Below are 25,654 nucleotides of genomic sequence, written 5' to 3'. Positions count from 1 at the left end.
CTAGACGCCCAGGAAGCTGATGGCTCCCTGCTTGAAGGCCCTGCTGGTCACTGCGTTGGTGTGGTTCCGGGCGGGGAGGATGAGCTGTTCCACCATCGCTCCGGCTTTCGCGCCCAGGGCGGCCAGTTCCGGCATCGATGCGGCCCGCTCGTCCTTCTCGCCGGCCACCAGCAGCATCGGCATCGGCGGAACCGCCTCGGCCGGGTCGAACGGTTCGTCCTTGATCGCCTCGACCAGCGAGAGCAGCGCGAAGATGTTGTTGCTCGGCAGCAGCTGGGCCATCTTCAGGAGCCCGGCGGTGGATTCATCGGCGATCGGCGTTCCGTCGGCCAGGTAGTGCTGCGCCGCGACCAGGTCGAACTCGGCCAGCGGGTCGGCGACGTTGGGGCCGCCCAGGACCAGCCGGTGGACCAGCTCATGCTGAGTGGCGCCGAATTCCCACGCCAGCCGCGATCCCAGGGAGTAGCCGATGACGTCCAGGCCGCTGGCGGGGTCCCCATCACGCAGCGGGCGGGCGCCGGCGTCGAACGCAATCTGCAGGAGGTCCGCGCGGATCCGGCTGGGGGAGTAGGAATCGCGGTCCTCAGGGGCGCCGCTGCGGCCGTGGCCGGGCAGGTCTACCGTGATGACACGCCGGCCGGCCTCGGTCAGTGCGCCGATCCAGCCTGTGTCCTCCCAGTTGAGCTTGGCGGAGGAGGAGAAGCCGTGCAGCAGCAGGACCGGCCGGAGCCCGGCGTCGTCCTTGGGGTCGTGCACCGCCACAAACAGCTGCGGGTCGGTGCCCTCAACGGTGTGCGAATGCTGTTCGCCGGTGTGCCTGCCGCTCATGGTGTCAGTCCTCATCAAGTACGGCGCTCAGGCGGACCCGGCGCTTCGGTGCCTCTTCCTTCGGTACCGTGCCCACGATGCCGGCCGTGTTGTCCGGCACCTCGAACACGATCAGCGGCTCGCCAACGTTGATTTTCTCACCCGGTTCGCCGTGAATACGCACTACCTTACCCGCCTGCGGGCTSGGCAATTCGACGGCGGACTTGGTGGTYTCGACCTCCACCAGCGGCTGGTTCCGCTCCACCTGGTCCCCGGGCGAGACGAGCCATTCGAGCACGGTCGCCTCGATCAGGCCCTCGCCGAGGTCAGGCAACGGAAAGGAAATTTCAGCCACGTTTGTACTCCAATACTCGCTGGATGCCGAAGAGGATCCGGTCAATGTTCGGGATGTATTCGTCCTCGAGGTCACCCGAGGGGTAGGGCACGTCGAAGCCGGTCACACGCTCCACGGGCGCCTTAAGGGTGTCAAAGCAGCTTTGGGTGATCAGCTGCGCTACCTCGGCGCCCAGGCCGGAGGTCAGCGGCGCCTCATGGACGACGACGGCGCGGCGCGTCTTGCCCACGGAGGCGGCCAGGGCCGCGGCGTCGATCGGCTTGAGCCAGCGCAGGTCCAGGACCTCGACGTCGATGCCGTCCTCAGCAGCCAGCTCCGCCACCTGCAGGCAGCGGGCCACCATGGCGCCCCAGGCCACCAGGGTCAGGTGCCGGCCCTCCCGCATGACCTTGGCGCCGGTCGGAGCTCCGCCGTCGGCGTCACCCTGGGCCAGGTCCACCTCGCCTTTTTGCCAGTAGCGGGACTTCGGTTCCATAAAGATCACCGGGTCCGGGCGCGTGGCGGCGTACTTGAGCAGGTGGTAGGCATCGTGCGGGTTCGACGGCGAGACCACCTTGAGCCCGGGTGCGTGGGCGAAGAGCGCCTCGAGGCTCTCGCCGTGGTGTTCGGGGGCGCGGATGCCGCCGAAGCTGGGGACCCGCAGGGTGATCGGCATCGGCAGGGTCCCGCGGCTGCGGTAGTTCATTCTGGCAATCTGGCAGACAATCTGGTTGACGGCCGGATAGGCGAAGCCGTCGAACTGGACCTCGGGGATGGGGTGGAAGCCCGCCATGGCCAGGCCGACGGACATGCCGAGGATGCCGGACTCGGCCAGCGGTGTGTCGAAGACCCGCTCCGCACCGTGTTTGGCCTGCAGGCCGTCGGTGATCCGGAAGACGCCGCCCAGCTGGCCGCAGTCCTCGCCGAAGATGACGGCCTTCGGGTTCTCGGCCAGGACCTCGTCCAGGGCCCGGTTCAGCGCCTGCTGCATGGACATCACGGTGCCGGGCGCCGGGGTGCCGGCGCTGGTGCCGCCGGCCGCGCGCGGGCTTTCAAGCATCGAGTTAGACATGTTCGGACTCCTCGCGCCAGTTGGCGGCCTGGGCCTGCAGGGCAGGGGTGGTTTCCTGGAAGACAAGGTCGAACATCTCGGCGCCGGGGCGGGAGCCCAGGGCCTGGATGCCGGCCCGGATCTGTTCCTCTTCGGCCTTGGCGGCGGCCAGGGCCGACTCGAAAAACGCCTCATCGGCGAGGCCGTCTGCCAGCAGCCGCTGCTTGAGGCGGGCCAGCGGGTCCTCGCCGGCGCCGGTCCGTTCCTCATCGAGGGACCGGTAGCGGCCGGGGTCATCGGAGGTGGAGTGCGGGCCGCGGCGGTACGTCATCGCCTCAATGAGCACCGGGCCGTTCCCGGACCGGGCGTGCGCGAAGGCGCGGCGGGTGGCCTCGACGACGGCGACGACGTCGTTCCCGTCAATCTGCAGGGCCGGGATGCCATAGCCGGCGGCGCGTGCGGCGACCGAGCCGCCGGCCACCTGGCGCTCGGTGGGGACAGAGATGGCCCAGCCGTTGTTCTGGACGAAGAAGACCACCGGGGCCTTCATCACTGCGGCGAAGTTCATCGCCTCGTGGACATCACCCTGCGAGGATGCGCCGTCGCCGAAGTAGGTCAGCGCAACGCCGGTGGTGCCGTCGGCGGTAGCGGAAAGGGTCTGGCCGTGGGCCCAGCCGACGGCGTGCAGCACGGACCCGGCGACGACGGCCTGGATCGGGGCCAGCCGGGATTCCATCGGATCGTAGAGGCCCCCGTGCCAGGTGGCCTTATGGGTGGACATGTACCCCACCATGTCCACGCCCATGGTGCGGGCGACGCCCATCTCGCGGTAGGTCGGGAAGACGAAGTCGCGGGCGGTATCCACAACGTAGCCGCTGCCCACCTGGGCCGCCTCCTGGCCGAGTTCCGGGGCGTAGCCGGGGATGATGCCCTGCCGCTGCCAGGCGATGGCCGAGGTGTCGAGGTGCCGGACGGCGACCATCAGCGAATACAGCTCGCGGAGCTGGGCGGGGCTAAGCGGCCCGGCGTCGTCGCCGGGAACCGCGAGGGGGAGAGTGTCCATGCCTGTGACCCTAGTCACGGACGCCGGGCTGGGCAATCAGCTCAGGATGTATTGACCATTCTGCACAAACCTGCCCAGCCCGGCGGTATCGCGCATAGCAATTTGTTTACTACGGCGGATACCCGGGGACTAGTCGGAGGTGCGGGTCCTCGCGACGCGGGCGCCGATCCAGCAGGCGGCCGCGATCCCGGCGATCAGGGCGATGGTGCTGAAGAGCTGCCTGCTGCTCTCCGGGCTGCTGAAGCCGACGGCGAAGATCAGGGCGAGGAGGACCAGCCCGAAGATGGTCAGGCCGGGGAAGCCCTTCATCCGCAGGGGCAGTTCCGTGCCTTCCCGGTCCGCCCGGCGCCGCAGGATCAGCTGCGAAACCAGCGCAGAGCCCCAGACCACCAGGCAGGTGGAGCCCACCAGCTGGAAGAGGGCGGGCAGGACCCGGTCCGGGAACAGCAGTTCCAGGACCGCGGCCAGGAACCCGAACGCCACGGAAATGCTGACGGCAATGACCGGCACGCGCGCCTTGTTCAGCCGGGACAGGAACCGCGGTGCCTCGCCGCGCTCGGAAAGCGAGTAGGCCATCCGGGAGGCACCGTAGAGGTTGGCGTTCAGCGCGGAGAGCAGCGCGACGACGGCTACCAGGGTGATGGCCGTTCCGGCGCCGGGGATGCGTGCCAGGTCCAGGACGCCGGCGAACGGCGACTTCAGGGCGGCCGAGGTGGTGGGCAGGACGGCCGCGATGACAAAGACGGAGCCGATGTAGAACACCAGGATCCGCCAGACCACCGTGCGGATTGCGTGGCCCACGCTGCGGGCCGGGTTCTCCGTCTCGGCCGCGGCCACACTGACGATTTCCGTGCCGCCGAAGGCGAAAATCACCACGAACAGGGCCGTCGCAATGCCGCCCAGGCCGGCGGGGGCGAAGTTGGTGGTGATGTTACCCAGTCCGGGGCTGGCCACGTCCGGCAGCCAGCCGAAGAGGAGGGCGGCGCCGATGGCCAGGAACACCAGGATGGCGGCCACCTTGAGGATGGCGAACCAGAATTCGAATTCGCCGAAGTTCTTCACGCCGGCGAGGTTGATGGCCGTGAACACCGCCATAAAGACCAGGGCGAGTCCCCAAACCGGAATGGCGGGCCATACAGTGAACAGGAGGCCGGCCGCACCGAGGGCCTCGGCGGCGATGACCACCACAAGCTGGAGCCACCAGAGCCAGCCCACGGTGGCACCGGCCGTTTTTCCCATGGCCTTTTCGGCGTAGACGGAAAACGCGCCGCTGTTGGGGTTGGCGGCGGCCATCTCGCCCAGGGCCCACATGACCAGGATGATCAGTGTTCCCGCGACGAGGTAGGAGATCAGGACGGCCGGACCGGCGGCCTGGATTCCGGCCCCGGATCCGAGGAACAGGCCGGCGCCGATGGCGCTGCCGAGTCCCATCATGGTGAGCTGGCGGGGCTTCATGCTGTGGCCGAGTGTGGGGGCCGGGCGCTCCGCGGTGGACTTCATTGTCATGCTTGCGAACCTTCTTACGGTGATGGAGTTGTCCTTTTGGGACCATTTGAATTTACCGTCCCCGGGGCGTGTTTCCGGACCGCGCGCGTGAGAGCATGGTTGCAGTTTGTTGATAAACCGGCCCGAATCGTGACGATTTGTGCTGTTGATTCCCGCAGGCAAGGACCCGGATATGAATGTTGACCCGCTGGACGCGAAAATTGTCCGGTTCTTCACGGACTCGCCCCGGGCCTCGGTCCTGGAGGCGTCCCGGGTGCTCAAGGTTGCCCGCGCCACCGTGCAGTCGCGCCTGGACAGGATGCAGGACAGCGGCGTCATTGGCGCCTGGGTCCCGCAGCCGGACCCGGCGCACTTCGGATATCCGGTGGTGGCCTTCTGCTCCCTGACCATCAACCAGGACCTTGGGCATGATGCCGTCGTGGAGGCCCTGGCGCGGATCCCCGAACTCATTGAAATCCACACCGTCTCCGGCAGCTCGGACCTGATGGCGCGGATCGCGGCGCGCTCCAACCCGGACCTGCAGCGGGTTCTGGACGCCATGATCGCGACCCGTACGGTGTTGCGCTCGTCCTCGGTGATCGTCCTCAATACCCATTTCGAGGGCCGGACGCTGCCGCTGCTCGAGGCCGCTGCCCGCGGTCAGTAGTTCCCGCCGGAACCGGCTCTCCGCAATATTTGGTGCCGCGCCGGCGCCGTCGTAGAATTAGTTCTAGTCAAAGTGACTATAACTACTCCGGCGGTCAGGCCGGAACCGTCCGGGCAGCCGTTCCCACCACGGCCCGGGCCCCGGAACGCGGGGGTCGATCTCCATCTACACCTCTCCAGCCAACGTCTCCGAGCGCCAGCTCGCGCCGCCGTCGCTGGCCATCTCCACGGTGATTTTCGCCCTGCGGCCCAGCGAGCGCTCCGGCCGCCCCACCCTGTGGATCCCCCTGGTGCGCAGAATCAGGGAACCGTTCAAAGGGCTCTGGGCGCTGCCCGGCGGACCGCTGACCCATTCGGAATCGTTGCAGGACGCCGCGTCCCGCAACCTGCGTGAGACCACCGGGCTTGCCCCCAATTACCTTGAGCAGCTCTATGCGTTTGGCGGCCTGCACCGCTCACCCTCGCAGCGGGTGGTGTCGATCGTCTACTGGGCGCTCGTCCAGCCCACGGAGGCCGCCCTCGCCGACGAATCCGAAAACGTCCGCTGGTTCCGGGCAGACCGCCTCGGCGAGCTGGCGTTCGACCACAACACCATCGTCGACTACGCCCTGTGGCGGCTCCGCAACAAGATGGCCTACGGCTCCATCGCCTACCACCTGCTCGGCGAATACTTCACCCTCGGTCAGGTCCGCGAAGTCTACGAAGCCGTCCTGGACCGCGAACTGGATCCGGCCAACTTCCGCCGCCAGATCAAGGCCACACCGGAGATCGAAGAAACCGACGAATACCTGCAGGGCGGCAAACACCGGCCTCCCCGTCTTTACCGCTTTACCGGCCGCCCCGGCCTTGACCCAGACAACAGGAGCACACCATGAGCAGCGTCAACACGGCGATCCAGCTGATCACCCGCGACCAGGCCGAACGCAGCACGCCGGGCTCCACCTGCAGCCCGGCCCTGGCCCGCGGCCCCTGGGACTTCGACCTGGCTGAAGCCCTGGCCGGCGTGCCCGCCTACGGCCCGGGCGCCTCCGTGGCCGACGTCGCTCCGCCCTCGACCCCCCGGCAGGGCCAGCTCCCGGAGGAATACCGGCTTGCCGGCGACGCCGAACTCGACGCCCGGATCCGGGCCGCCAAGGCTGAGCTGGGGGACCGCGCCGTCATCCTGGGCCACTTCTACCAGCGCGACGAAGTGGTCGAATACGCCGACTTCGTGGGCGACTCCTTCCAGCTTGCCAACGCCGCCCTGACCCGGCCGGACGCGGAGGCCATCATCTTCTGCGGCGTGCACTTTATGGCCGAAACGGCGGACATCCTCTCGGCCCCGGACCAGGCCGTCATCCTGCCCAATCTCGCCGCCGGCTGCTCCATGGCCGACATGGCTGACATCGACTCGGTCACCGAATGCTGGGAACAGCTCGAGGAACTGTTCGGCACCGAGCCCGACGCCGACGGCCGGGTTCCGGTCATCCCGGTCACCTACATGAACTCATCGGCCGCGCTGAAGGGTTTCTGCGGCGAGCACGGCGGGATTGTCTGCACCTCGTCCAACGCGGCCACGGTGCTGGAATGGGCGTTCGAACGGGGCCAGCGGGTGCTGTTCTTCCCCGACCAGCACCTGGGCCGCAATACCGCCAAGGCCATGGGCGTGCCGCTGGAACAGATGCCCATGTGGAATCCGCGCGAAGACCTCGGCGGCAATACCGTGCAGGACCTTGAAGACTCCCGGGTCATCCTCTGGCACGGCTTCTGCTCGGTGCACAAGCGCTTCAACGTGGCCCAGATCGAGAAGGCCCGCGCCGACTTCCCGGGCGTGCAGGTCATCGTCCACCCGGAGTGCCCCATGGAGGTGGTCGACGCAGCCGACTCCGCAGGTTCCACCGACTTCATCCGCAAGGCCATCGCCGCCGCCACCGAGCCCACCGTGTTCGCCGTGGGCACGGAGATCAACCTGGTCAACAGGCTGGCCGCCGAGTATCCGCAGCACACCATCTTCTGCCTGGACCCGGTGATCTGCCCCTGCTCCACCATGTACCGGATCCACCCCGGCTACCTCGCCTGGGTCCTGGAAGCCCTGGTGCGCGGTGAGGTGGTCAACCGCATCACGGTGGCGGACGGCGTCGCCGCCCCCGCCCGGGTTGCCCTCGAGCGGATGCTGGCGGCGCGGCCGTGACCAGGCGGCTGGTGGTTGTCGGTTCCGGAATCGCCGGACTGTACGCCGCGCTCCTGGCCTCCGAGCCGGCCGGGGGTCCCGGCGGGGCTCCGGCCGCCGAGGTGGTACTCCTGACCAAGGGCACGCTTGAGGACAGCAACACCTTCTACGCCCAGGGCGGCGTGGCCGCCGTGCTGTCACCGGGGGAGGCCGCGCCGGGAGACTCCGTGGCGGCGCACATCGCCGACACACTCGCCGCAGGGGCCGGGCACAACGATCCCGAGGCCGTCCGGATCCTGTGCACGGAAGCCGTGCGGGACATCGCCGGGCTGCGCCGTTTTGGCGTGGACTTCGACGTCCGGGACGACGGCGGACCGGCGCTGGGCCTTGAGGCGGCACATTCGGCCGCCCGTATCCTGCACGCCGGCGGTGACGCCACGGGAGCCCGGATAGCCCGCGGGCTGGTGGCTGCGGTCCTCGACCGCGCCGTCCAAGGCCTGCTCCGCGTCGAGACCGGTGCCTTCGTCACCGGGCTGCTGACCGGTGACCCGGGAACCGGGGACCAGGCCGGATCAGTCACCGGCGTCGCCTACCTCGCCGGCGGGCGGCCGAAACAGCTCGACGCCGACGCCGTCCTGCTCGCCACCGGCGGCGCGGGCCGGCTCTTCGCCAGGACCAGCAACCCCGCCGTTGCCACCGCCGACGGCCTGGCCCTGGCCTGGCGCGCGGGTGCGGCCGTCCGGGACCTTGAGTTCTTCCAGTTCCACCCCACCACCCTCGCCGCGGCAGAAGTCCCCGGCGGCCCGCCCGCACTGCTGATCTCCGAAGCGGTGCGGGGAGAGGGTGCCGTCCTGCTGGATCCGGCAGGCTACCGCTTTATGCCGGATTACCACCCCGACGCTGAACTGGCACCGCGCGACGTCGTCTCCCGCAGCATCGCGCTGCACCTGGCCGCCGCAGGACTGCCGGCCGACACCCCGGTGTACCTGGACGCCCGGGGCGTCGAAGCCAGCCGCGGCACCGGGTTCCTGGCCGGGCGCTTTCCCACCATCACCGCAGCCACCCGCGCCACCGGTTACGACTGGACCACCGAGCCGTTGCCCGTCTCTCCGGCGGCACACTACTGGATGGGCGGCGTGGCCACGGACCTGCACGGGCGCACCACCGTGCCCGGGCTCTACGCCGCCGGCGAGGCCGCCTGCACCGGTGCGCAGGGCGCCAACCGGCTGGCCAGCAACTCGCTGCTCGAGGGGTTGGTGTTCGGGCGGCGGGCCGTGGAGGATTTCCTCAGAGTTGCAGCCCCGCGCGACGGCACTGCTCCGCGTGCTCCCCACGATCGCCCTAACCTCGCAAGCTCGGCCAGGGAACCCGGATCGTGTGGGCCCACGGCCGCTGGCGGCCTCCACTTGACGCACGCTTCCGCAGCATCGTCGCGCGACTCCTCCCGGGCAGGAACCTCCCCGGCGGTTTCCGAAGCTGGGGAGAAGCCCGGGCCCGGTCCGGGGGAGTTTTCGCGGGCGGCACTTCGGCAGCTGATGACCACCCACGCCGGGGTGCTCCGCCGTGGCGACGGGCTCACTGCCGCCGCGGAGCAGCTGGACCGGTGGGCCGCCGTCGTGCAGCCGGAGGCCCTGACCGACGCCGTCGACCCGCGGGAGCACGAGGACCGCAACCTGCTCCTGGCCGCCCGGCTCCTGGTAGGCGCGGCCGGGGCCCGGACTGTTTCCCTGGGCGCCCACTATCGCGCCGACACGGACCCGGCACCCGGCCCGACCCACTTCATGCAAAGGATCTCGCTATGACCACCCTTCAGGAATCACCGGCGCAGACCCGCCCGGATCTCGCCGGAAGCCTTCCCGCGGCCGCCGTCGATGCTGTGTTGCGCGCCGCCCTGCTGGAAGACGCCCCGCACGGGGACATCACCTCGCAGACGCTGATCCCGGCCGACGCCCGTGCCACCGCGGTGCTGGCTGCCCGGGTGCCCGGCGTCTTCAGCGGCGGGGACGTCTTCGCCGCGGCCATGATGCTGGCTGACCCCTCCGCCGTCGTCGATATACTCGTGCCGGACGGCACCGCCTTCGACGCCGGCACGGCCCTGGCGCGGGTGACCGGCAACGCCCGCGGGGTGCTCCTGGCCGAACGGGTGGCGCTGAACCTGGTGCAGCGGATGAGCGCTATCGCCACCCGGACAGCCGAATTCGTGGCGCTGGCGGCAGGCACCGGGGCCCGCATCACCGACACCCGGAAGACCACCCCGGGGCTGCGTGTACTGGAACGCTACGCCGTGCGCTGCGGTGGCGGCGCGAACCACCGGTTCAGCCTCTCCGACGCCGTCCTGGCCAAGGACAACCACTTGGCCGTGCTCACCGGCGGCGACCCCGCGAAGCTCACCGCCGTCCTGCGCAGTGCCAGGGAACAGCTGGGGCACACCACGCACTTCGAAGTGGAAGTGGACAGCATGGCCCAGATCGAGCCGGTGCTGGCCGCCGGCGTGGACACCATCATGCTGGACAACTTCTCGCTGGCCGAACTCGCCGACGGGGTCAAGCTCGTGGCCGGCCGGGCCCGGGTGGAGGCCAGCGGCAACGTCAACCTGGCCACCGTGGCCGGCATCGCAGCCACCGGCGTGGACGTCATCTCCGTCGGGGCGCTCACCCACAGCGTCACCGCTCTGGACCTTGGCCTCGACGTGGAACTCGAACCGGCCGGCTGAGGCAAGCCGTGATCTTCCTGGACGCCGCGGCCACCACACCGGTCCGCCGCGAGGTGCTCGAGGCAATGTGGCCCTACCTCAGCGGCGACTTCGGCAACCCCTCGAGCCACCATTCCCTGGGTGACACGGCAGCCGCGGCGCTGGCCGCGGCCCGGGCCACCACAGCTGAAGCGCTCGGTTGCCGCCCCGGCGAGGTTATCTTCACCTCCGGCGGCACCGAGGCGGACAACCTCGCCGTGAAGGGCATCGCACTGGCCCGGCAGAGCGCGGATCCGCGACTTGACCGGGTGGCGATCAGCGCCGTCGAGCATCCCGCGGTGGAAGAGTCAGCACGCTACCTCGAACGCGTCCACGGTTTCGCGGTGGACGTGATTCCCGTGGACCGCTACGGGCAGGTCACCGACGAGGCGCTCGCGGCAACGCTCCGGCCCGAAACGGCGCTGGTCAGCGTGATGTACGCCAATAACGAGGTGGGGACGGTCCAGCCCGTGGCCCGGCTCGCGGCGATGGCCCGCGAACGTGGCATTCCCTTCCACACCGACGCCGTGCAGGGAGCGGGCTGGCTGTCCCTCGACACACGGGCACTCGGCGTTGATGCCCTGAGTATTTCCGGCCACAAGATCGGCGCCCCCAAGGGCTGCGGCGCGTTGTATGTCCGCGGCCGGACCCGGCTGGAGCCGCTGGTCCACGGCGGCGGGCAGGAACGCGGACGCCGCTCCGGGACCGAAAACGTCGCTGGAGCGGTGGCCCTGGCGACCGCATTGCGCCTCGCCGGGGCGTCCCGCCCGGAGGCCGCAGCGCGGGTCGCGGACCTGCGGGACGGCTTTATCCGTTCGATCCTGGCGGAGGTGCCAGGGGCGGTGCTCACCGGGCATCCGGGGGAGCGGCTGCCCTCGGTCGCGTCCTTCTGTTTCCCCGGGACCAGCGGGGAATCGGTGCTGCTGGAACTTGAGCGGCAGGGTGTCATTTGTTCCAGCGGTTCGGCCTGCGCCGCGGGCGCCGACGAGCCCTCGCCGGTGCTGCTGGCGATGGGCGTCAGCGCCGAGGTGGCCCAGACCGCCGTTCGCTTCAGCTACGACTCCAGCATTACGGAAGCCGAACTGTCCGATGCCGCGGCCGCGGTGCGCACCGCCGTCGGCAGCATCCGCTCCCTCGGCTAGCGGTGCCTGGCCCGGCGGAAGATCCAGTGCCGCAGCATCGTGAACCGTACCGCCGTGGCCAGGAAACCGGACAGCGTGGTGGTCCAGAGCTCGTCGGCCACGCTGGCGTCCGGGTTGATCCAATGCAGGATGCCGAGGCTTCCGCCGGTGATCAGCAGGGCCACCAGGATGACAATCAGCCCGTTGAGGTGATCGCGCTTCATCCGGTGGCGCTCGGTGATCTTGAAGGTCAGGCGCCGGTTCAGGGCCGTGTTCAGCAGCGAGGTGATGATCAGCGCGGCGGCGTTGGCCGGCTGCGGCCCGATCCACGGCCGCAGGAACGCATACAGCGCCAGTGAACAGAGCGTGCAGATAGCTCCGACGCCGGTGAACCTCAGGAGCTGGCGGACCAGGGGATACCGAAGCAGGCCCCGGTACCGCCGGCGCGTGGCAACACCCGACGCCGGGACACCTGGCGCGGACACACCGGGCGGGGACTGCGGGGGCGGATCTGCCTGTTGAAGCTGCGACTCCATCCGGTTAGTACAGCTCGCCGGCCGGCAGCTCCACGGCGAGGCGGTTGGAGGGCCCGGCCAGCGGGCACGCCCACGCCTCGTTGTAGGCGCAGGAAGGGTTGTACGCAAAGTTGAAGTCGAGCACGAACTCGGCACCGGATCCCGTGCCGGAGACGCCGTGGAAGGAGCCCTTGATGGTGTCCAGCAGGTAGCGGCCCGCCCCGTAGCTGCCGCCGGGCCGGCCCGCGGTGGCATCGCGGAACGGCACGAAGATTCCGCCGCCGTAACCGTTGAGCTTCCACACCGCCAGCTGCCCCATCTCCGGCAGGTCGAAGGTGCCGAGCCGGACAAACCGGACCACCCCGTCGGTTCCGGTCTCGACGTTCATCTCCCGGCCGGCGCCCTCCGGGGTGATGGGGACGTGGAAGCGGTAGATCGGATCGTAGTCCGCGGTCTTCAGGCCGCCGAAGCTGGCCTTTGCGGCGTCGGTGAGCGGCGAAGCGGGGTGCGTGCCGAACATCCGGTCCCGTTCCTGCCGCCAGTAGGAGTGGGCTTCCGCGGGATTATCCGCCGCGATCTTCCGGACGGTTGCGTAGAGCGCAAAGGTCCGGAGCCGCCAGTCCGCGATGTCGACGGCGGACATTCGGGTGACGCTGTCCTGTTCGTCGAGGTCCGCTCCGTCAAAGTGCTCATCAGCCATCCCCCAAGCCTAGCCCCGATCCCGTGCCGGAAACGCAGCCGCTGCTGCGGACCTCCCCGGGCTGCCGGCCCGTAGACTTTCGCGCATGCACAACACCGCCGCCGCCGGGGCCGCCGCCCGCGCCGCTGTCCCCGCGGACCGCGCCCGCCGCGCCGCCGCATCCCTGGCTGAACTGGTCAGGTACCGTACCGTCTCCTCCCGGGTTTCCGCCGAGGTGGACGCCGACCAGTTCGAGGCCTTCCTGGCCGCACTCCCGGTTCTGTACCCCGCAGTCCACGCAGCGCTGGAGGTGGAACGCGTCAACGGCCATGCCCTGCTCTTCCGCTGGCCGGGGACCCGCGGAACGGACAGCACTGACAACGGAAACGGCCCGGCGGTACTGATGGCCCACTACGACGTGGTCCCCGCAGGGGACGAGCAGGCGTGGACCCACCCGCCCTTCGCCGGCCACAACGACGGTACCCATCTGTGGGGCCGCGGTACCCTCGACGACAAGGGCCAGCTGGTTGCCATCCTGGAAGCCGCAGAGGCCCTGCTCCTCGATGGCTTCGCCCCGGCACAGGACGTCTACTTTTCCTTCGGGAACAACGAGGAGACCGCCGGCGACAGTGCCGTGGCGGCGGCGGCCCTCCTCGAGGAGCGCGGGATCCGGCCCCGGCTGGTGCTCGACGAAGGCGGCGCCGTGGCCGGTGGCGCCTTTCCCGGCGTCAGCAGGCCGGCCGCCGTGGTGGGCGTTGCCGAAAAGGGGATCCTCGACGTCGAACTCCTCACTCGTGACCCCGGCGGCCACGCCTCGACGCCGCCGCGGATGGGAGCGACGGCCCGGCTGGCCAGGGCCATCACCCGGCTGGAGCGCAGCCCGTTCCCGCAGCGGCTCCCGGACGTGACCGTCGAGATGCTCCGGCGCTTCGGCCCCCATGCACCCGTCCCGCTGCGGATCGCCTTCGCCAACCTGTCCCTGCTCAGGGTCCCGATGACCTGGCTGTTCGGCCGGCTCGGCAACGAAACCAACGCCATGACCCGCACCACAGTGGCCGTCACCACCCTCGAGGGCAGCCCTGGCGCCAACGTGCTCGCGGCCACGGCACGGGCCAACGCAAACATCCGCGTCGCGGTGGGGGATACCGTAGCCGGCACCGTGGAGCGGCTGCGCAAGGTCATCCGCGATCCGAAAGTCGAGCTGCGCGTCGTGGAGGGCAACGAACCCACCCCGGTGTCCGCTTCCACCGGCCCGCAATGGGAGCTGCTGGAAGGCTGCATCGCTGCGACCTTCCCGGAGGCGATCATCACCCCGTACATCATGATGGGGGGAACGGATTCACGCAGGTTCACCGCGATCTGCGATGCCGTGTACCGCTTCGCCCCCTTCGCCATGGATGCGGCGGACCGCGGGTCCATTCACGCCGTTGACGAAAAGATCTCGCTCGAAACGCTGGGCCGTGGCGTCAGCTTTTACGAAACGCTGCTCCGGAAGCTTTGATGCCTAATGGGCCCGGCTACGCTGGCAGCATGACTGGCACGGCACCCTCCCGCGGACTCCGGATCACTGTTGCGCTGGCGCTCGCTGCGGCAGCGCTCGCCGGCTGCAGCAGCGAAAGCAAGGGTGCGCCCACCTGGACGGCGGGCACCCCCGGCGGGAGTACGACGGCGGAGTCTTCCGGCGGCGCTTCGACGCCTGCCGCAGCCGGATCGGCCGGCGGGACGGCGCCGGGGACGGCGACTGCCGGCGCGAGCTCTTCTGCCGGAGCCACCGCCGGAGCGACCGCCGCGGTATGGAAGACCTTCTACGACCCCGGCAAGACTGTCAGCTTCGACCTCCCGCAGGAGTGGATAGCACAGTCGGTCACACCGGCGCAGGGCACCCTCCCTGGCGCCCTCAGGATCGAGGTCAAGGATGCGGAGGGCCGGTACCTGGCCACCCTGCAGACCGGACTTCCGCCGCAGGCACCGGCCGCTTGCAAGTCCGGGGCCGCCAAGCCGTACGTGGTGGTCAGCAGTGTTCCCGTGGAGCTGCCACACCAGGCCGGGGAAGGAACCATCGACCCGCACGTGGTGTTCCGGGTCATCCAGGGCTACAAGTACTTCGGCTCCTACGGCATCACGAACGTGGTCGGCGGTGCGGCCGGAAAGTCCTGCTCCCTGCGGAACATCGTGCGCGGCCCCGGCGGCAAGGGGGACTACGCCTTCGGCGACCTGGCCGAGCTCAAGGCGTTCGCCCCGGACCAGAAGGTGGCACCCGCCAAATCCTTTGACACCCTGGCGCAGGCCGACAAATACGTGAACGACGGCTCGGAATTCGCCAACGTCCAGCGGATGCTACTGTCGCTGAAGATCAATAACTAGCACCCTCCGGAGATTCATGGAACGCATTGTGTCCGCACGCCTGGCATTCAAAACCGTGGCTAATACCAAGGTTGCGATGGCGGTGGCCGCGGCTCTCAACCCCGGCTACAGCGGGTTCGAGGAGTCGCTGTCCGTGACCGCCGGCGGGGAGGACGTGGCGCTGACCGAACTCTCGGACCACCACGGCGGGCGCTTCCACTACATGGAGTTTGCCGAACCCACTGAAGTCCTGGTCGAATACGGTGCCACCGTCACGGGGTTCGCCGCCCCGGAGGAGCCCTCCCTCATGGAGCTGATCCGCTACGTCCGGCCGAGCCGGTATGCGGAGTCGGACCGGCTGCTTCCGACCGCCTACGCCGAATTCGGCGGGCTCGACGGTCCCGAACTGCTGTATGCCGTGCGGGACTGGGTCTTTAGCGAACTCCGGTACGTCAGCGGGTCCTCGCGCGGGACCGACGGCGCCGTCGAAACACTCCTGCACCGCCGCGGGGTGTGCCGGGACTTCGCCCACCTGGCCATCTCGCTGCTGCGGTCCAAGAACGTGCCCGCGCGGCTGGCAGCCGTGTACGCTCCGGGACTGACCCCCATGGACTTCCATGCGGTGGCGGAGGCCCACATCAACGGGGCCTGGCACGTCATCGACCCGACAGGACTGGCACCGCGGGAAAGTATGCTCAGGATTACCGCCGGCCGGGATTCTTCGGATACGGCGTTCCTGTCGACGGTGGGCGGCAGCCTCTCGCTCAGGGAGCTCAAGGTTACCGCCACCGTCACCGGCGAGCTGCCGGCCGAGGACCCCGCGGAACTGGTCGCTCTGCGCTAGTCCCGCCGCCGGTGCCGGCGCGGTCAGCGCGCCTGGACCGAAGCCCTGAGCTTGTCCGTCAGCCGGAGCAGCTCGCGTTGTTCCTCGGCGGTCAGGGCGGGTGCCACCAGCGAGGCGATGTCGCGGACGTGTTCGCGGCCAATTTCCTTTTGCAGTTCCCGCCCCGCGTCGGTCAGCCGGACCAGCACGCCGCGGCCGTCGTCGGGGGCGGGTTTGCGCTCCACGAAGCCCCGCTTCTCCAGCCGCTCCACCAACCGGCTGAGGCTGGACTGGCTCAGCAGCACGTGGTCGTTGAGCTCGTTCTGGCGCAGCCAGCCGGACGGGCAGCCGGAGAGCGTGAACAGGACGTCGTACTCGTTCACGGCCAGGGACTTGAACGCCGGTCCGGTTTGCAGCCGGCGCATCACGGCAACCTGCGCCCGGAACAGCGACTCCCAGGTCTGCGCTGCCAGCCGCACCGGCGATTCAATCCTGGCGGACATCAGGCCTCCTGCGGGGCGGCTTCACGGGCTGCCAGCGACGCGGCCACCCGGCCGGCGTGCGTCGGCGGTTCCGGAACGTGCGCCGGGGTCTTCTCGGCGTACTCCTTGCGCAGCACCGGCAGAACTTCCTCGCCGAACAGGTCCAGCTGCTCCAGGACGGTCTTCAACGGCAGCCCTGCGTGGTCGATCAGGAACAGCTGGCGCTGGTAGTCGCCAAAGTACTCGCGGAAGGTGAGGGTCTTCTCGATGACTTCCTGCGGGCTGCCGACGGTCAGCGGGGTCTGGGAGGTGAAGTCCTCCAGCGACGGGCCGTGGCCGTAGACGGGGGCGTTGTCGAAGTACGGGCGGAACTCCTTGACGGCGTCCTGAGAGTTCTTCCGCATAAAGAACTGGCCGCCGAGGCCCACAATGGCCTGGTCCGCCTTGCCGTGGCCGTAGTGCTCGTAGCGTTCGCGGTACAGGCCGATCAGCTGCTGGTAGTGCTCCTTGGGCCAGAAGATGTTGTTCGCGAAGAAGCCGTCGCCGTAGTAGGCGGCCACTTCGGCGATCTGTGGCGTGCGGATCGAGCCGTGCCAGACGAAGGGGGCCACGCCGTCGAGCGGGCGGGGGGTGGAGGTGAAGTTCTGCAGCGGCGTGCGGTGCTTGCCGGACCAGTTCACCGTGTCCTCGTCCCACAGCCGCCGCAGCAGGCTGTAGTTCTCGATCGCGAGCTCAATCCCGTCCTGGATGTTCTTGCCGAACCAGGGGTACACCGGTGCGGTATTTCCGCGGCCCAGGACCAGGTCAACGCGGCCGTCGGCCAGGTGCTGGAGCATCGCGAAGTCCTCGGCGATCTTCACGGGATCGTTGGTGGTGATCAGCGTCGTGGCCGTGGAGAGGATGATCCGCTCGGTCTGCGCCGCGATGTACGCGAGCGTTGTGGTGGGGGAGGAGGAGAAGAACGGCCGGTTGTGGTGCTCGCCGATGGCGTAGACGTCCATGCCGATTTCTTCGACCTTCTTGGCGATCGCCACGGAGGCCTTGATGCGCTCGTGCTCCGTGGGGGTACGGCCCGTGGTGGGGTCCGTGGTGATGTCGCTGACGCTGAATACGCCGATCTGCATGGTTTTCCTTTCCGGGGCCGGAGACTTCCGGTTGCTACTACTATAACCGATTTATATGCATTTGCATCTATCACCCTCTATAACGTGCGCCACGCCGGGATATTCCACGGTTCCTGCACTGGCCCGGCGGCGGCCGGACCTAGGATGCAATCAGTCGGCTGGCCGCCCGGAGCCCAGCCCGCCCGGAAGGTCGACATGCGCCGCGTTATCGCTTTTCTGTGCCTGGTGGAACTCACCAGCGGAATCCTCCAGGGGTACTACACACCCATCCTCACGGACATCGCCCGGCACCTGGGGATCCACGATGCCGACGTGAACTGGTTTGAGGCGGCCCAGCTGACCGTGAGCGCCCTGGCGGTGCCGGTGCTCGCAAAGCTTGGCGACATGTACGGCCACCGCCGGATCCTCCTCGTCTCCACGGCCCTCACCGCAGCCGCGTCGTGGGGTGTGGCGCTGGCACCGGATTTCTGGACGTTCCTCGCGGCGTGGTCGCTGCAGGGTTTCTACGTGGTCTGGCTCCCGCTGGAAATCGCCCTGGTCTTTAGCCGGGTGCACGCACTGCCCGACGGCGCTGCCCGCACCCGCCGCGCCGCCGGCGCCCTGGTAGGGGCGCTCGAGTTCGGCGTCATCGCCGGCGCCCTCGCCGCCGGTGCCCTGGTGGAAGTCTTCGCCGGAGCGCTGCAGCTGGTCCTGATGCTTCCGGCCGTGGCCGTCACCGCGTGCTGGTTCGTGGTCCGCTTCGGGGTGCCGGAGTCCACCGAACGGAGCGGTGGCCGGGTGGACACCCGCGGCTTTGCACTGCTCGCCGTCGGGCTGCTCCTGATCACCTCCGGGCTGACCTTTATGCGGCTCAACGGTCCCGGCGCCTGGTGGCCGTGGGCACTGGCAGCGGCCGGGCTGCTGGTCTTTATCCCCTTCACCCGGGTGGAGCTGGGCCGGAAGGATCCATTGGTCGACATCCGGATGCTGCGCGCGCCATCCATGTGGCCGGTGCAGCTGACGGCAGGGCTGTTCGGCGTCTCGGTGCTGGGCGCCCAGGCCCCGCTGTCCACCTTTGCCCGGACGGATCCGGCTCTGCACGGTTACGGGCTGGGCCTGCGCGCGGGGCATGTCTCCATCATTATCGGCGTCTACGTCCTTGCCCTGCTGGTGGGAGCCCTGCTCTATCCGGTGGTCACGCGAAGACTCACCCCGCGGTGGACACTGGTGGGCGCGGCGGTCTGCGTCGGACTGGGCTATCTCCTCTTCCTGCCGTTCCACGCCAGCCTGGCGGAGGCCCTGGTGAACATGGCGGTGGCCGGCCTGGGCTCCGGCGCGCTGGTGGCAGCCCTGCCCTCGGCAGCTGCTGCCGCGGCACCCCTTGACCGCACCGCCATGGCGACCGGCCTGACCAACACCACCAAGACGATCGGCGGCGCCTTCGCCTCGGCCGTGTTCGGCATCGCGCTGCTCAGCCATGTCCTGGGCGACGGCGGTGCTGCCGCCACCGCGGGATCGACGGCGGCCCCCCTGGCCGGCTACCTCACTGTGTGGAGCATCTGCGGGATCACCGGCCTGGCAGCGGCAGCGGCGCTGGTCCTCGTCCCCAAACTGGCCTTCTCTGACCCGGCCCCGGCCCGCGCCGCCGAGGCCACCGCCGTCGCTCCCCACTAGCCGTAGCAGCGCGGCAGGGCGACGCGGTCGCGGACGTCAGTTACGGAGGGCTGGGGCCTCGTCCGGCTCATCCGCCCCGGAGTCACGGTACGCCGGTGCGCTGGCCGCAGCAGGCTGGGCCAGCCGCCCGTGGGAGGCTTCGCTGCCGCCGGCCCGCTGAAGTGACTTCCGTTCGCGGCGGCCCTCCACGAGCCGGTACAGCACGGGCACCAGGATCAGCGTCAGCGCGGTCGAGGAGATGAGGCCGCCAATCACCACGATGGCCAGGGGCTGCGAGATGAACCCGCCGCCGCCGGTCAGGCCCAGCGCCATGGGCGTCAGCGCGAACACGGTGGCCAGCGCGGTCATCAGGATCGGGCGGAGGCGCTGCCGCGCCCCGTGGGTAATCGCCTCGGCGACGTTCATCCCGGGCCCGCCGTCGCGCGGCTGGCGGTACTGGTTGATCAGGTCAATGAGCACAATCGCGTTGGTCACCACGATGCCCACCAGCATCAGCATGCCGATCAGGGACGGGAGGCCGAGCGGAACACCGGTCAGGACCAGCAGGGCGATAGCACCGGTAGCCGCGAAGGGGATCGACACCAGCAGGATCAGCGGCTGCACGAGCGACTTGAACGCGGCCACCATAATGACGTAAACAATCGCGATGGCGGCGAGCAACGCCAGGCCCAGCTGGGCGAAGGAGTCGGCCTGCTGGGTGGTGGCGCCGCCGATTTCCGCGGTAACGCCGGGCGGGAGCTGGACCGACTTCAGCCGGGCCTGCACCTCGGTGCTCACGGCACCAAGGTTGGCGCCCGACGGCGTGACCGAAACCCGCGCGGTGCGCTGGCCGTTGCTGGCCGTGATGGAGACCGGAACGTCAACCTGGTCCACGGAGGCGATCGAGGACAGCGGAACCGGGCCCCGCGCCGTCGGCAGCGGGAGGTCGCGGACGGCGGCGATGCTGGTGAACTTGGTGCCCTCGCCGATCCGGACCGGGAAGTCATTGGTGCCGATGCGGACGGTGCCGGCCGGGATCGGGCTGACGGTGGACGCCAGGATGCCCCCGACCTGCTCTTCGTTCAGGCCGGCCGCGACGGCCTTGGCACGGTCCACCTTGACCTGCACGACCGGCTGGTTCGCGGCCAGGTTGGTGCTGACCTCGGACGAGCCCGGGACGCCGTCCATGGCCTTGACCATGGCGTCGCTGGCCGTTTTCAAGTCGCTGGAGCTGGCAGCCTTGAGCGTGATGTCCACCGTGGAGGTGGTCCCGAAGCCACCCTGCTGCGAGCCGACGGTGATTTTTCCGGCGCCGGAGATCCCTGCAAGGGCGGTGCGGACGGTGTCCTGCAGCTTGCCCTGGTTGGCCTTCTCTTCGGTCACCACGGTGAAGGTGGAGTTCGATGCGCCGGTGGACTGCAGGGCGGAGAAGCCGGTCTGAGCATTGCCTGTGGTGACCTGCACATCCTTGATCCCGTCGATGCCGCGCAGGGCCTTCTCCACCTTGACGGCAGCCGCGCTGCCCTCGGACAGGCTGGTCCCGGCGGGGAGCGCCTGCCGGACGGTCATGCTGTTCTCGCCGGAGCGGCCCAGCAGGTCGGTCGCGAGCAGGGGCGACATGGCGGCAGTGCCGCCGAGCACCAGGACGGCGGCGATCAGGGTGATCACGGGGTGGCGCTGGGTCTTGGTGAGGATCGGCAGGTATCCGCGCTGCAGGAAGCTGCGCTGCTCCGCCTCATGTGCCTTCGCGGCCGCTTCCTTGGCGGAGGCCGCGGTGGCCGCAGCCTTATCCGCCGGTGTCCGCAGGAACCAGTAGGCCAGGACGGGGACGATGGTCAGGGACACCAGGAGCGAGGAAATCAGGGCGATAGTCACGGTCAGGGCGAAGGGCCGGAACAGCTCTCCCGCGAGACCGGCGACGAAGGCGATCGGCAGGAACACGGCCACCGTGGTGAGGGTGGAGGCCGTGATGGCGCCGGCGACTTCGCGGATGGAGGTCAGGATGGCGGTGATCTTCTGCTCGCCGTAGCTCAGGTGCCGCTTGATGTTCTCGATCACCACAATCGAGTCGTCCACGACGCGGCCAATCGCGATGGTCAGTGCGCCGAGGGTCAGGATGTTCAGCGAGTAGCCCGTGGCCGAGAGCCCGATGAAGGTGATCAGCAGGGACAGCGGGATGGAAACGGCCGTGACAAGGGTCGAGCGGACGGAGAGCAGGAACACCAGGATGACGGCGACGGCGAAGCCAAGGCCCAGGAGGCCCTCGGTGGTGAGGTCCTTGATGGACTTTTCGATGAACGGGGCCTGGTCGAACACCGGCGTKAACTTGGCGTTGGACCCGAGCTCGGCCTCGAGCTGCGGGATGGCGTCCTTGACGGCGTGCGAGATGCCGACGGTATCGCCCTCGGGTTTTTTGGTGACCGAGACGGCGAGGGTTTCCTTGCCGTTGGTCCGGGTGATTGAGGTCCGGGCGTCCTCGGCGATGCTGACGTCCGCCACGCTGCCGATCGTCGCTGCGTTGCGGGCGCCTCCCAGCGGCAGGGCCTTGATGGCGCTGACCGAGTCCACCGGGCTGCCGATCTGCAGCGAGAGCGTTTTGCCCTTGTCCTCGATGCTGCCGGCCGGAACCAGGGAGCCGTTGTTCTTCAGGGCATCCGAAATGGTCCGGATGCTGGTGCCGGCCACAGCCATGTCCTTTGGCCGCGGCAGGATCTGGATGTGCTGGGTGGCCCCGCCGGTCACCTCCGCGCCGCGTACGCCGTCGAGCTTCTGCAGCCGCGGCACACTCAGCCGGGCAAGGTCCGCGTTGAGTTCACTCAGTGGCTTGTCCGAGGACACCGCAAGGTAGACGATCGGGAAGTCGCTGATGCTGCCGGCGATGGCCTGCGGCTGGACGTCCTTGGGCAGCGACTGCTTGGCGTTGGAGATGGCCCGGTCGATCTGGTTTCGCGCACGGTCCAAGTTGGAGCCGTAGGTGAACGCCAGTGTGATCTGGGAGACCCCGTTCCGGGAGGTCGAGGACGTCGACTCCAGCCCCTCGACGCCGTTCAGTGCCGTTTCCAGCGGTCCGCTGATCTGTTTGTCAACCACCTCGGGGGAGGCCCCCGGCATGGAGGTGATGACGGTGATCTGCGGGAACTCGATGGACGGAATGAGCTCCTGCTTGAGCGAGGACATCGTGATCACGCCGAAGACCGACGCGAAGACGGTGATCAGCGCGATCAGCGCCCGGTTTGCTAGCGAAAGCCTGGCCAGCCGGAACATCTTATGGTCTCCTGGTGGGTCGACGGACGTGCGTCAACGGCGTGACGTCACAGGGATGGAACGTGCCGCCCCCCGGATTGGTTTCAGCCGCGGGTGGCGGACACCGGTTCCAGCTGGAGTGCAGCGGCCGTGTCGGCCTCGAGGCGGGCGGCCAGTTCCGGGTTGTCGTTGAGCTTGACGCCATAGCCCGGCATCATTTCCTTGAGCTTGGACTGCCAGCCCTTGAAGCTCTTCGGGAACGACTTCTGCAGCAGTTCGATCATGATCGGTACGGCGGTGGAGGCTCCAGGGGAGGCGCCGAGCAGCGCGCCGATGGTGCCGTCGCGGCCGGCGATGACCTCGGTGCCGAACTGGAGCACGCCGCCCTTCTTGGGGTCCTTCTTGATGATCTGGACGCGCTGGCCGGCGGTGATGAGTTCCCAGTCGCCGTCCTTGGCCTCGGGGTAGTACTCGCGCAGCGCCTCGACCTTGGCCCCGTGCCGCTTGGCGACTTCCTTCACCAGGTAGGCCGTGAGGTCCATGTTGTCCTTCGCCACGGCCAGCATCGGGATGATGTTGGAGGGGCGGATGGACAGCGGCAGGTCCAGGTAGGAGCCGTTCTTGAGGAAGTTCGTGGAGAAGCCGGCGTACGGGCCAAAGAGCAGGGAGCGCTTGCCGTTGACGTACCGGGTATCCAGGTGCGGCACGGACATGGGCGGGGCGCCGACGGAGGCCTGGCCGTAGACCTTGGCGCTGTGCTGGCTGGCGAGGGTTTCATCCGTGCAGCGGAAGAACTGGCCGGAGACGGGGAAGCCGCCGTAGCCCTTGCTTTCCGGGATGCCCGACGCCTGGAGGAGGTGCAGGGCACCGCCGCCCGCGCCGACAAAAACGAACTTGGCGTGGATGGAGCCGTGCTCGCCGGAGCGCGGGTGCTTGAGGGCCAGGTCCCAGCCGCCGTCGGAGGCGCGCTCGATGCCGGTGACATCGTGCCCGTAGTTGATCTCCACACCGTTATTGCCCAGGTAGCTGGTCAGCTCGCGGGTCAGGGCACCGAAGTCGACGTCGGTGCCTTCCGCTGCGCGGGTTGCGGCAACGCGCTGCTTGGGATCGCGGCCCTTGACGATCAGCGGAGCCCACTTGGCGATCTGGGCGTGGTCTTCGGAGAACTCCATGGACCGGAACAGCGGGTTCGGCTTCAGCGCCTCATAGCGGGTGCGCAGGAACTTGGCGTTGGCATCGCCCACCACAAAGCTCATGTGCGGGACGGTGTTGATGAACCCCTTGGGGGACCCGATCAGGGAGTTGGTCACCAGGTGGGACCAGAACTGGCGCGAGAGCTGGAACTGCTCGTTGATGTGGAGGGCCTTCGCGGGATCCACCGAGCCGTCCTTGGCCGCGGGGGAGTAGTTAAGCTCACACAGGGCGGCGTGGCCGGTACCGGCGTTGTTCCACGGTCCGGAGCTTTCCAGGCCCGGCTGGTCCAGCCGTTCGAAGAGCGAAATAGTCCAGTTCGGCTCGAGCTGCTTGAGGAAGGCGCCCAGCGTGGCGCTCATGATGCCGCCGCCAATCAGGACGACGTCGGCGTGTTGGGTCTTGGAAATGAAAGTCACAATCAGTCTCCGATAGCAGCGGCTCTGGCTGTCACAGAATATCCCTGCACGGTCCTCTAACTGAAATTGGGCCGTTCCGTCAAGGTTTTAATTCGACCTTGGTGAAAACTTCGTTCAGGACCGGTGACGCCGGGTACTTGATCACGCGGTCGGACAAGGCCAGCGCCGAGATCGGGAACGCGATCGGAACCGCCGGGACGGTCGCTGCGATCTGGGCATTGATGGTCTGGTACTGCTCGGTGCGCTCCTTGCCGTCCGGCAGGCCGCGGGCGCGGGAGATCTTGGAGAACACCTGGGGATCCTGGTAATCGAACTCGCCGGTGTTCTCGCCAAAGAGGGGGCCCACGAAGTTGTCCGGATCGGAGTAGGAACCGTTCCAGCCCAGCAGGTGCAGCGCATGGTCGCCGGGGGAGGTGACCTTCTGCAGGTAGCCGTCCGACCAGTCCACCGGGACGGGCTTGATGTTGAGGCCGACGGCGGTGAGCTGGCGGCTGATCTCCGCGTAGACCTTCTCCGGCGTCGGCAGGTAGGGACGGGTGACGTTGAGCGGGTAGTAGAACTTCAGTTCCTCGCCCTTGTACCCGGCCGCGGCCAGCAGTTCCTTGGCCTTGTTCTGGTCATAGCCCAGCGAGGGGGCGTTGTTGTTGAAGCCGCTGAGCTTCGGCGGAACGAACTGCGAGGCCGAGGTGGTGTTGTCGATGAAGAATTTCCGGATCAGCGTGTCCTTGTCCAGGGCCATCTCGATGGCCTGCCGGACCTTGAGGTTCCGCAGGACCGGCACCTGCTGGTTCATGCCCAGGTACATCACGGAGAAGGGGTCGCGCTGGACAATCTGCTTGCCGCGCTTGACCAGCTGATCGAAGTTGCCCACAGTGACGGAGTCGTAGGCATCGATCTTGCCGTCGAGCAGGGCCTGCATCCGGGTCTGCGGGTGGTCGTAGCTGACGAAGTGGATGGTCGCGATCTGGCCCCGGTCGCCCCAGTAGCCCTTATTGCTGCTCAGGGTCACGGTGTTGTTGTCCCACGAATCAAAAACGTACGGTCCGGTGCCCACCGGGTGCAGGGCGTAGGCCGAGACGGGCTGGCCCTCGCGGGTCTGGGTGAGCTGGTCGGCGGACTTCGCGGCGAGGGCACGCGGGGAGGAGATGGCAAACGCCGGCAGGGTCAGGGCCTGGATGAAGCCCGTGAACGGCTGGGTGAGATCGATCCGGACACTGGTGGCCGCCACCGGGGCGCAGTCCTTGTAGATGGACAGGGAGGCCTGGTCCTCATGGGCCATGAATACACCCTTGAATGTACTGCCCGGCGCCTTCTTGCGGAGGGCCGGGGAGAAGTTGAACCAGCGTTTGAAGTTGGTGCACACGGCGGCCGCGTTGAACGGCGTGCCGTCCTGGAACTTGACGTTCTCGCGCAGCTTGAAGGTGTAGGAGCGGCCGTCATCGCTGGCGGACCACTCTGTGGCCAGCAGCGGTGTGGGCTTGCCGCTGGTCTGGTCAACGCCCACCAGGCCCTCCAGGACCTGTCGGGTGATGCGGTAGGAGTCGACGTCGGAGACGAGGGCCGGGTCCAGGCCGAGCGGACGCGAAGCGGTCCCGAAAGTGAACGTGGCGGTGGGAGCGGCGTCGGACGTCTTGGCAGAGGAAGACAGCGACGGTGCGGGGCCCGGGGCTCCCGTGCAGGCAGCCAGGGGGAGCAGGAGCAGGGCCGCGCTGAAACCTGCCGCCAAGCGGCGCAATGTCCGGCCGTGGCCGGTCCTGATGGGCGCGGTACTGCTGGGCACTCGGGAATCACCTCTG

At 68.5% G+C, this 25,654-nt stretch carries 22 protein-coding genes; 10 read left to right on the top strand and 12 right to left on the bottom strand.

The window, feature by feature from the left end; genetic code table 11:
* The 5 genes from AC1DBE_RS03625 to AC1DBE_RS03605 all read right to left on the bottom strand — a co-directional run bounded on the left by AC1DBE_RS03625 (nucleotide 1) and on the right by AC1DBE_RS03605 (nucleotide 4,761).
* On the bottom strand, nucleotides 1-828 hold the full coding sequence (locus AC1DBE_RS03625; RefSeq protein WP_476969621.1) for an alpha/beta fold hydrolase: 828 nt from the start codon (nucleotides 826-828) through the stop codon (nucleotides 1-3).
* A gap of 4 nt (nucleotides 829-832) precedes the next feature.
* On the bottom strand, nucleotides 833-1,162 hold the full coding sequence (locus AC1DBE_RS03620) for a biotin/lipoyl-containing protein (RefSeq protein ID WP_476969620.1): 330 nt from the start codon (nucleotides 1,160-1,162) through the stop codon (nucleotides 833-835).
* Nucleotides 1,155-2,138: an alpha-ketoacid dehydrogenase subunit beta gene (locus tag AC1DBE_RS03615; protein WP_476969672.1), complete on the bottom strand. Its 984-nt coding sequence runs from the start codon at nucleotides 2,136-2,138 to the stop codon at nucleotides 1,155-1,157. The genes AC1DBE_RS03620 and AC1DBE_RS03615 overlap by 8 nt, the downstream gene beginning before the upstream one ends.
* Nucleotides 2,139-2,205: 67 nt before the next feature.
* Nucleotides 2,206-3,255, bottom strand: coding sequence for a thiamine pyrophosphate-dependent enzyme (locus AC1DBE_RS03610; protein WP_476969619.1), 1,050 nt, complete (start codon nucleotides 3,253-3,255; stop codon nucleotides 2,206-2,208).
* 129 nt (nucleotides 3,256-3,384) lie between these two features.
* Nucleotides 3,385-4,761: an amino acid permease gene (locus AC1DBE_RS03605; RefSeq protein WP_476878018.1), complete on the bottom strand. Its 1,377-nt coding sequence runs from the start codon at nucleotides 4,759-4,761 to the stop codon at nucleotides 3,385-3,387.
* A 172-nt stretch (nucleotides 4,762-4,933) separates the two neighbouring features.
* Here AC1DBE_RS03605 and AC1DBE_RS03600 point away from each other — a divergent pair, with 172 nt between their 5' ends.
* From AC1DBE_RS03600 to AC1DBE_RS03575, 6 genes are all read left to right on the top strand, one after another.
* On the top strand, nucleotides 4,934-5,407 hold the full coding sequence (locus AC1DBE_RS03600) for an Lrp/AsnC family transcriptional regulator (RefSeq protein ID WP_476878019.1): 474 nt from the start codon (nucleotides 4,934-4,936) through the stop codon (nucleotides 5,405-5,407).
* A 163-nt stretch (nucleotides 5,408-5,570) separates the two neighbouring features.
* Nucleotides 5,571-6,281, top strand: coding sequence for an NUDIX hydrolase (locus AC1DBE_RS03595; RefSeq protein ID WP_476878034.1), 711 nt, complete (start codon nucleotides 5,571-5,573; stop codon nucleotides 6,279-6,281).
* Nucleotides 6,278-7,576, top strand: coding sequence for a quinolinate synthase NadA (nadA, locus tag AC1DBE_RS03590; RefSeq protein WP_476878020.1), 1,299 nt, complete (start codon nucleotides 6,278-6,280; stop codon nucleotides 7,574-7,576). Before AC1DBE_RS03595 ends, nadA begins: the two co-directional genes overlap by 4 nt.
* Complete coding sequence (locus AC1DBE_RS03585) at nucleotides 7,573-9,357, top strand: L-aspartate oxidase (RefSeq protein WP_476969618.1); 1,785 nt, start codon at nucleotides 7,573-7,575, stop codon at nucleotides 9,355-9,357. Before nadA ends, AC1DBE_RS03585 begins: the two co-directional genes overlap by 4 nt.
* Nucleotides 9,354-10,268 (top strand): carboxylating nicotinate-nucleotide diphosphorylase, encoded by a 915-nt coding sequence (gene nadC / locus AC1DBE_RS03580; RefSeq protein WP_476969617.1) that lies wholly within the window; start codon nucleotides 9,354-9,356, stop codon nucleotides 10,266-10,268. Before AC1DBE_RS03585 ends, nadC begins: the two co-directional genes overlap by 4 nt.
* Nucleotides 10,269-10,276: 8 nt before the next feature.
* Entirely contained in the window at nucleotides 10,277-11,428 is a 1,152-nt protein-coding gene (locus AC1DBE_RS03575) for a cysteine desulfurase family protein (protein WP_476969616.1), read from the top strand.
* Here AC1DBE_RS03575 and AC1DBE_RS03570 read toward each other — a convergent pair.
* Together AC1DBE_RS03570 and AC1DBE_RS03565 are read right to left on the bottom strand one after the other, a co-directional pair.
* Nucleotides 11,425-11,943 carry a GtrA family protein gene (locus tag AC1DBE_RS03570; protein WP_476969615.1) on the bottom strand — a complete coding sequence of 173 codons (519 nt, stop codon included), beginning with the start codon at nucleotides 11,941-11,943 and terminating at the stop codon, nucleotides 11,425-11,427. The two genes, AC1DBE_RS03575 and AC1DBE_RS03570, sit on opposite strands and share 4 nt — an antisense overlap.
* Before the next feature lie 4 nt (nucleotides 11,944-11,947).
* Entirely contained in the window at nucleotides 11,948-12,622 is a 675-nt protein-coding gene (locus AC1DBE_RS03565; RefSeq protein WP_476878025.1) for a DUF1684 domain-containing protein, read from the bottom strand.
* A gap of 85 nt (nucleotides 12,623-12,707) precedes the next feature.
* On the opposite strand from AC1DBE_RS03565, the gene AC1DBE_RS03560 reads away from it, so the two are divergent.
* Genes AC1DBE_RS03560 through AC1DBE_RS03550 form a run of 3 tightly spaced genes read left to right on the top strand, consistent with a single transcriptional unit; the run spans nucleotide 12,708 to nucleotide 15,788 of the window.
* On the top strand, nucleotides 12,708-14,102 hold the full coding sequence (locus tag AC1DBE_RS03560; protein ID WP_476969614.1) for a M20/M25/M40 family metallo-hydrolase: 1,395 nt from the start codon (nucleotides 12,708-12,710) through the stop codon (nucleotides 14,100-14,102).
* A 29-nt stretch (nucleotides 14,103-14,131) separates the two neighbouring features.
* Nucleotides 14,132-14,965, top strand: a complete 834-nt coding sequence (locus AC1DBE_RS03555; protein WP_476969613.1) for a hypothetical protein — start codon at nucleotides 14,132-14,134, stop codon at nucleotides 14,963-14,965.
* Between the two features lie 16 nt (nucleotides 14,966-14,981).
* Nucleotides 14,982-15,788, top strand: coding sequence for a transglutaminase-like domain-containing protein (locus AC1DBE_RS03550; RefSeq protein WP_476878028.1), 807 nt, complete (start codon nucleotides 14,982-14,984; stop codon nucleotides 15,786-15,788).
* 23 nt (nucleotides 15,789-15,811) lie between these two features.
* Here the strand turns inward: AC1DBE_RS03550 and AC1DBE_RS03545 are convergent, their stop codons facing one another.
* Both AC1DBE_RS03545 and AC1DBE_RS03540 read right to left on the bottom strand, forming a co-directional pair.
* Nucleotides 15,812-16,270 (bottom strand): MarR family winged helix-turn-helix transcriptional regulator, encoded by a 459-nt coding sequence (locus AC1DBE_RS03545; protein WP_476878029.1) that lies wholly within the window; start codon nucleotides 16,268-16,270, stop codon nucleotides 15,812-15,814.
* The gene (locus AC1DBE_RS03540) at nucleotides 16,270-17,373 is read right to left on the bottom strand and encodes an LLM class flavin-dependent oxidoreductase (RefSeq protein WP_476902995.1); all 1,104 of its coding nucleotides are present in this window, start codon (nucleotides 17,371-17,373) and stop codon (nucleotides 16,270-16,272) included. The genes AC1DBE_RS03545 and AC1DBE_RS03540 overlap by 1 nt, the downstream gene beginning before the upstream one ends.
* Nucleotides 17,374-17,568: 195 nt before the next feature.
* On the opposite strand from AC1DBE_RS03540, the gene AC1DBE_RS03535 reads away from it, so the two are divergent.
* Entirely contained in the window at nucleotides 17,569-19,026 is a 1,458-nt protein-coding gene (locus tag AC1DBE_RS03535; protein ID WP_476902994.1) for an MFS transporter, read from the top strand.
* 36 nt (nucleotides 19,027-19,062) lie between these two features.
* Here AC1DBE_RS03535 and AC1DBE_RS03530 read toward each other — a convergent pair whose 3' ends face one another.
* The 3 genes from AC1DBE_RS03530 to AC1DBE_RS03520 form a co-directional block, all read right to left on the bottom strand.
* Complete coding sequence (locus AC1DBE_RS03530) at nucleotides 19,063-22,269, bottom strand: efflux RND transporter permease subunit (protein WP_476969612.1); 3,207 nt, start codon at nucleotides 22,267-22,269, stop codon at nucleotides 19,063-19,065.
* 83 nt (nucleotides 22,270-22,352) lie between these two features.
* Entirely contained in the window at nucleotides 22,353-23,858 is a 1,506-nt protein-coding gene (locus tag AC1DBE_RS03525; protein ID WP_476969611.1) for a malate:quinone oxidoreductase, read from the bottom strand.
* A 79-nt stretch (nucleotides 23,859-23,937) separates the two neighbouring features.
* Complete coding sequence (locus tag AC1DBE_RS03520; protein ID WP_476877974.1) at nucleotides 23,938-25,593, bottom strand: ABC transporter substrate-binding protein; 1,656 nt, start codon at nucleotides 25,591-25,593, stop codon at nucleotides 23,938-23,940.
* Nucleotides 25,594-25,654: the final 61 nt, after the last annotated feature.

This window comes from Arthrobacter sp. 10T416 (assembly GCF_056394165.1).
This window is presented reverse-complemented; position numbering and strand designations above follow the sequence as displayed.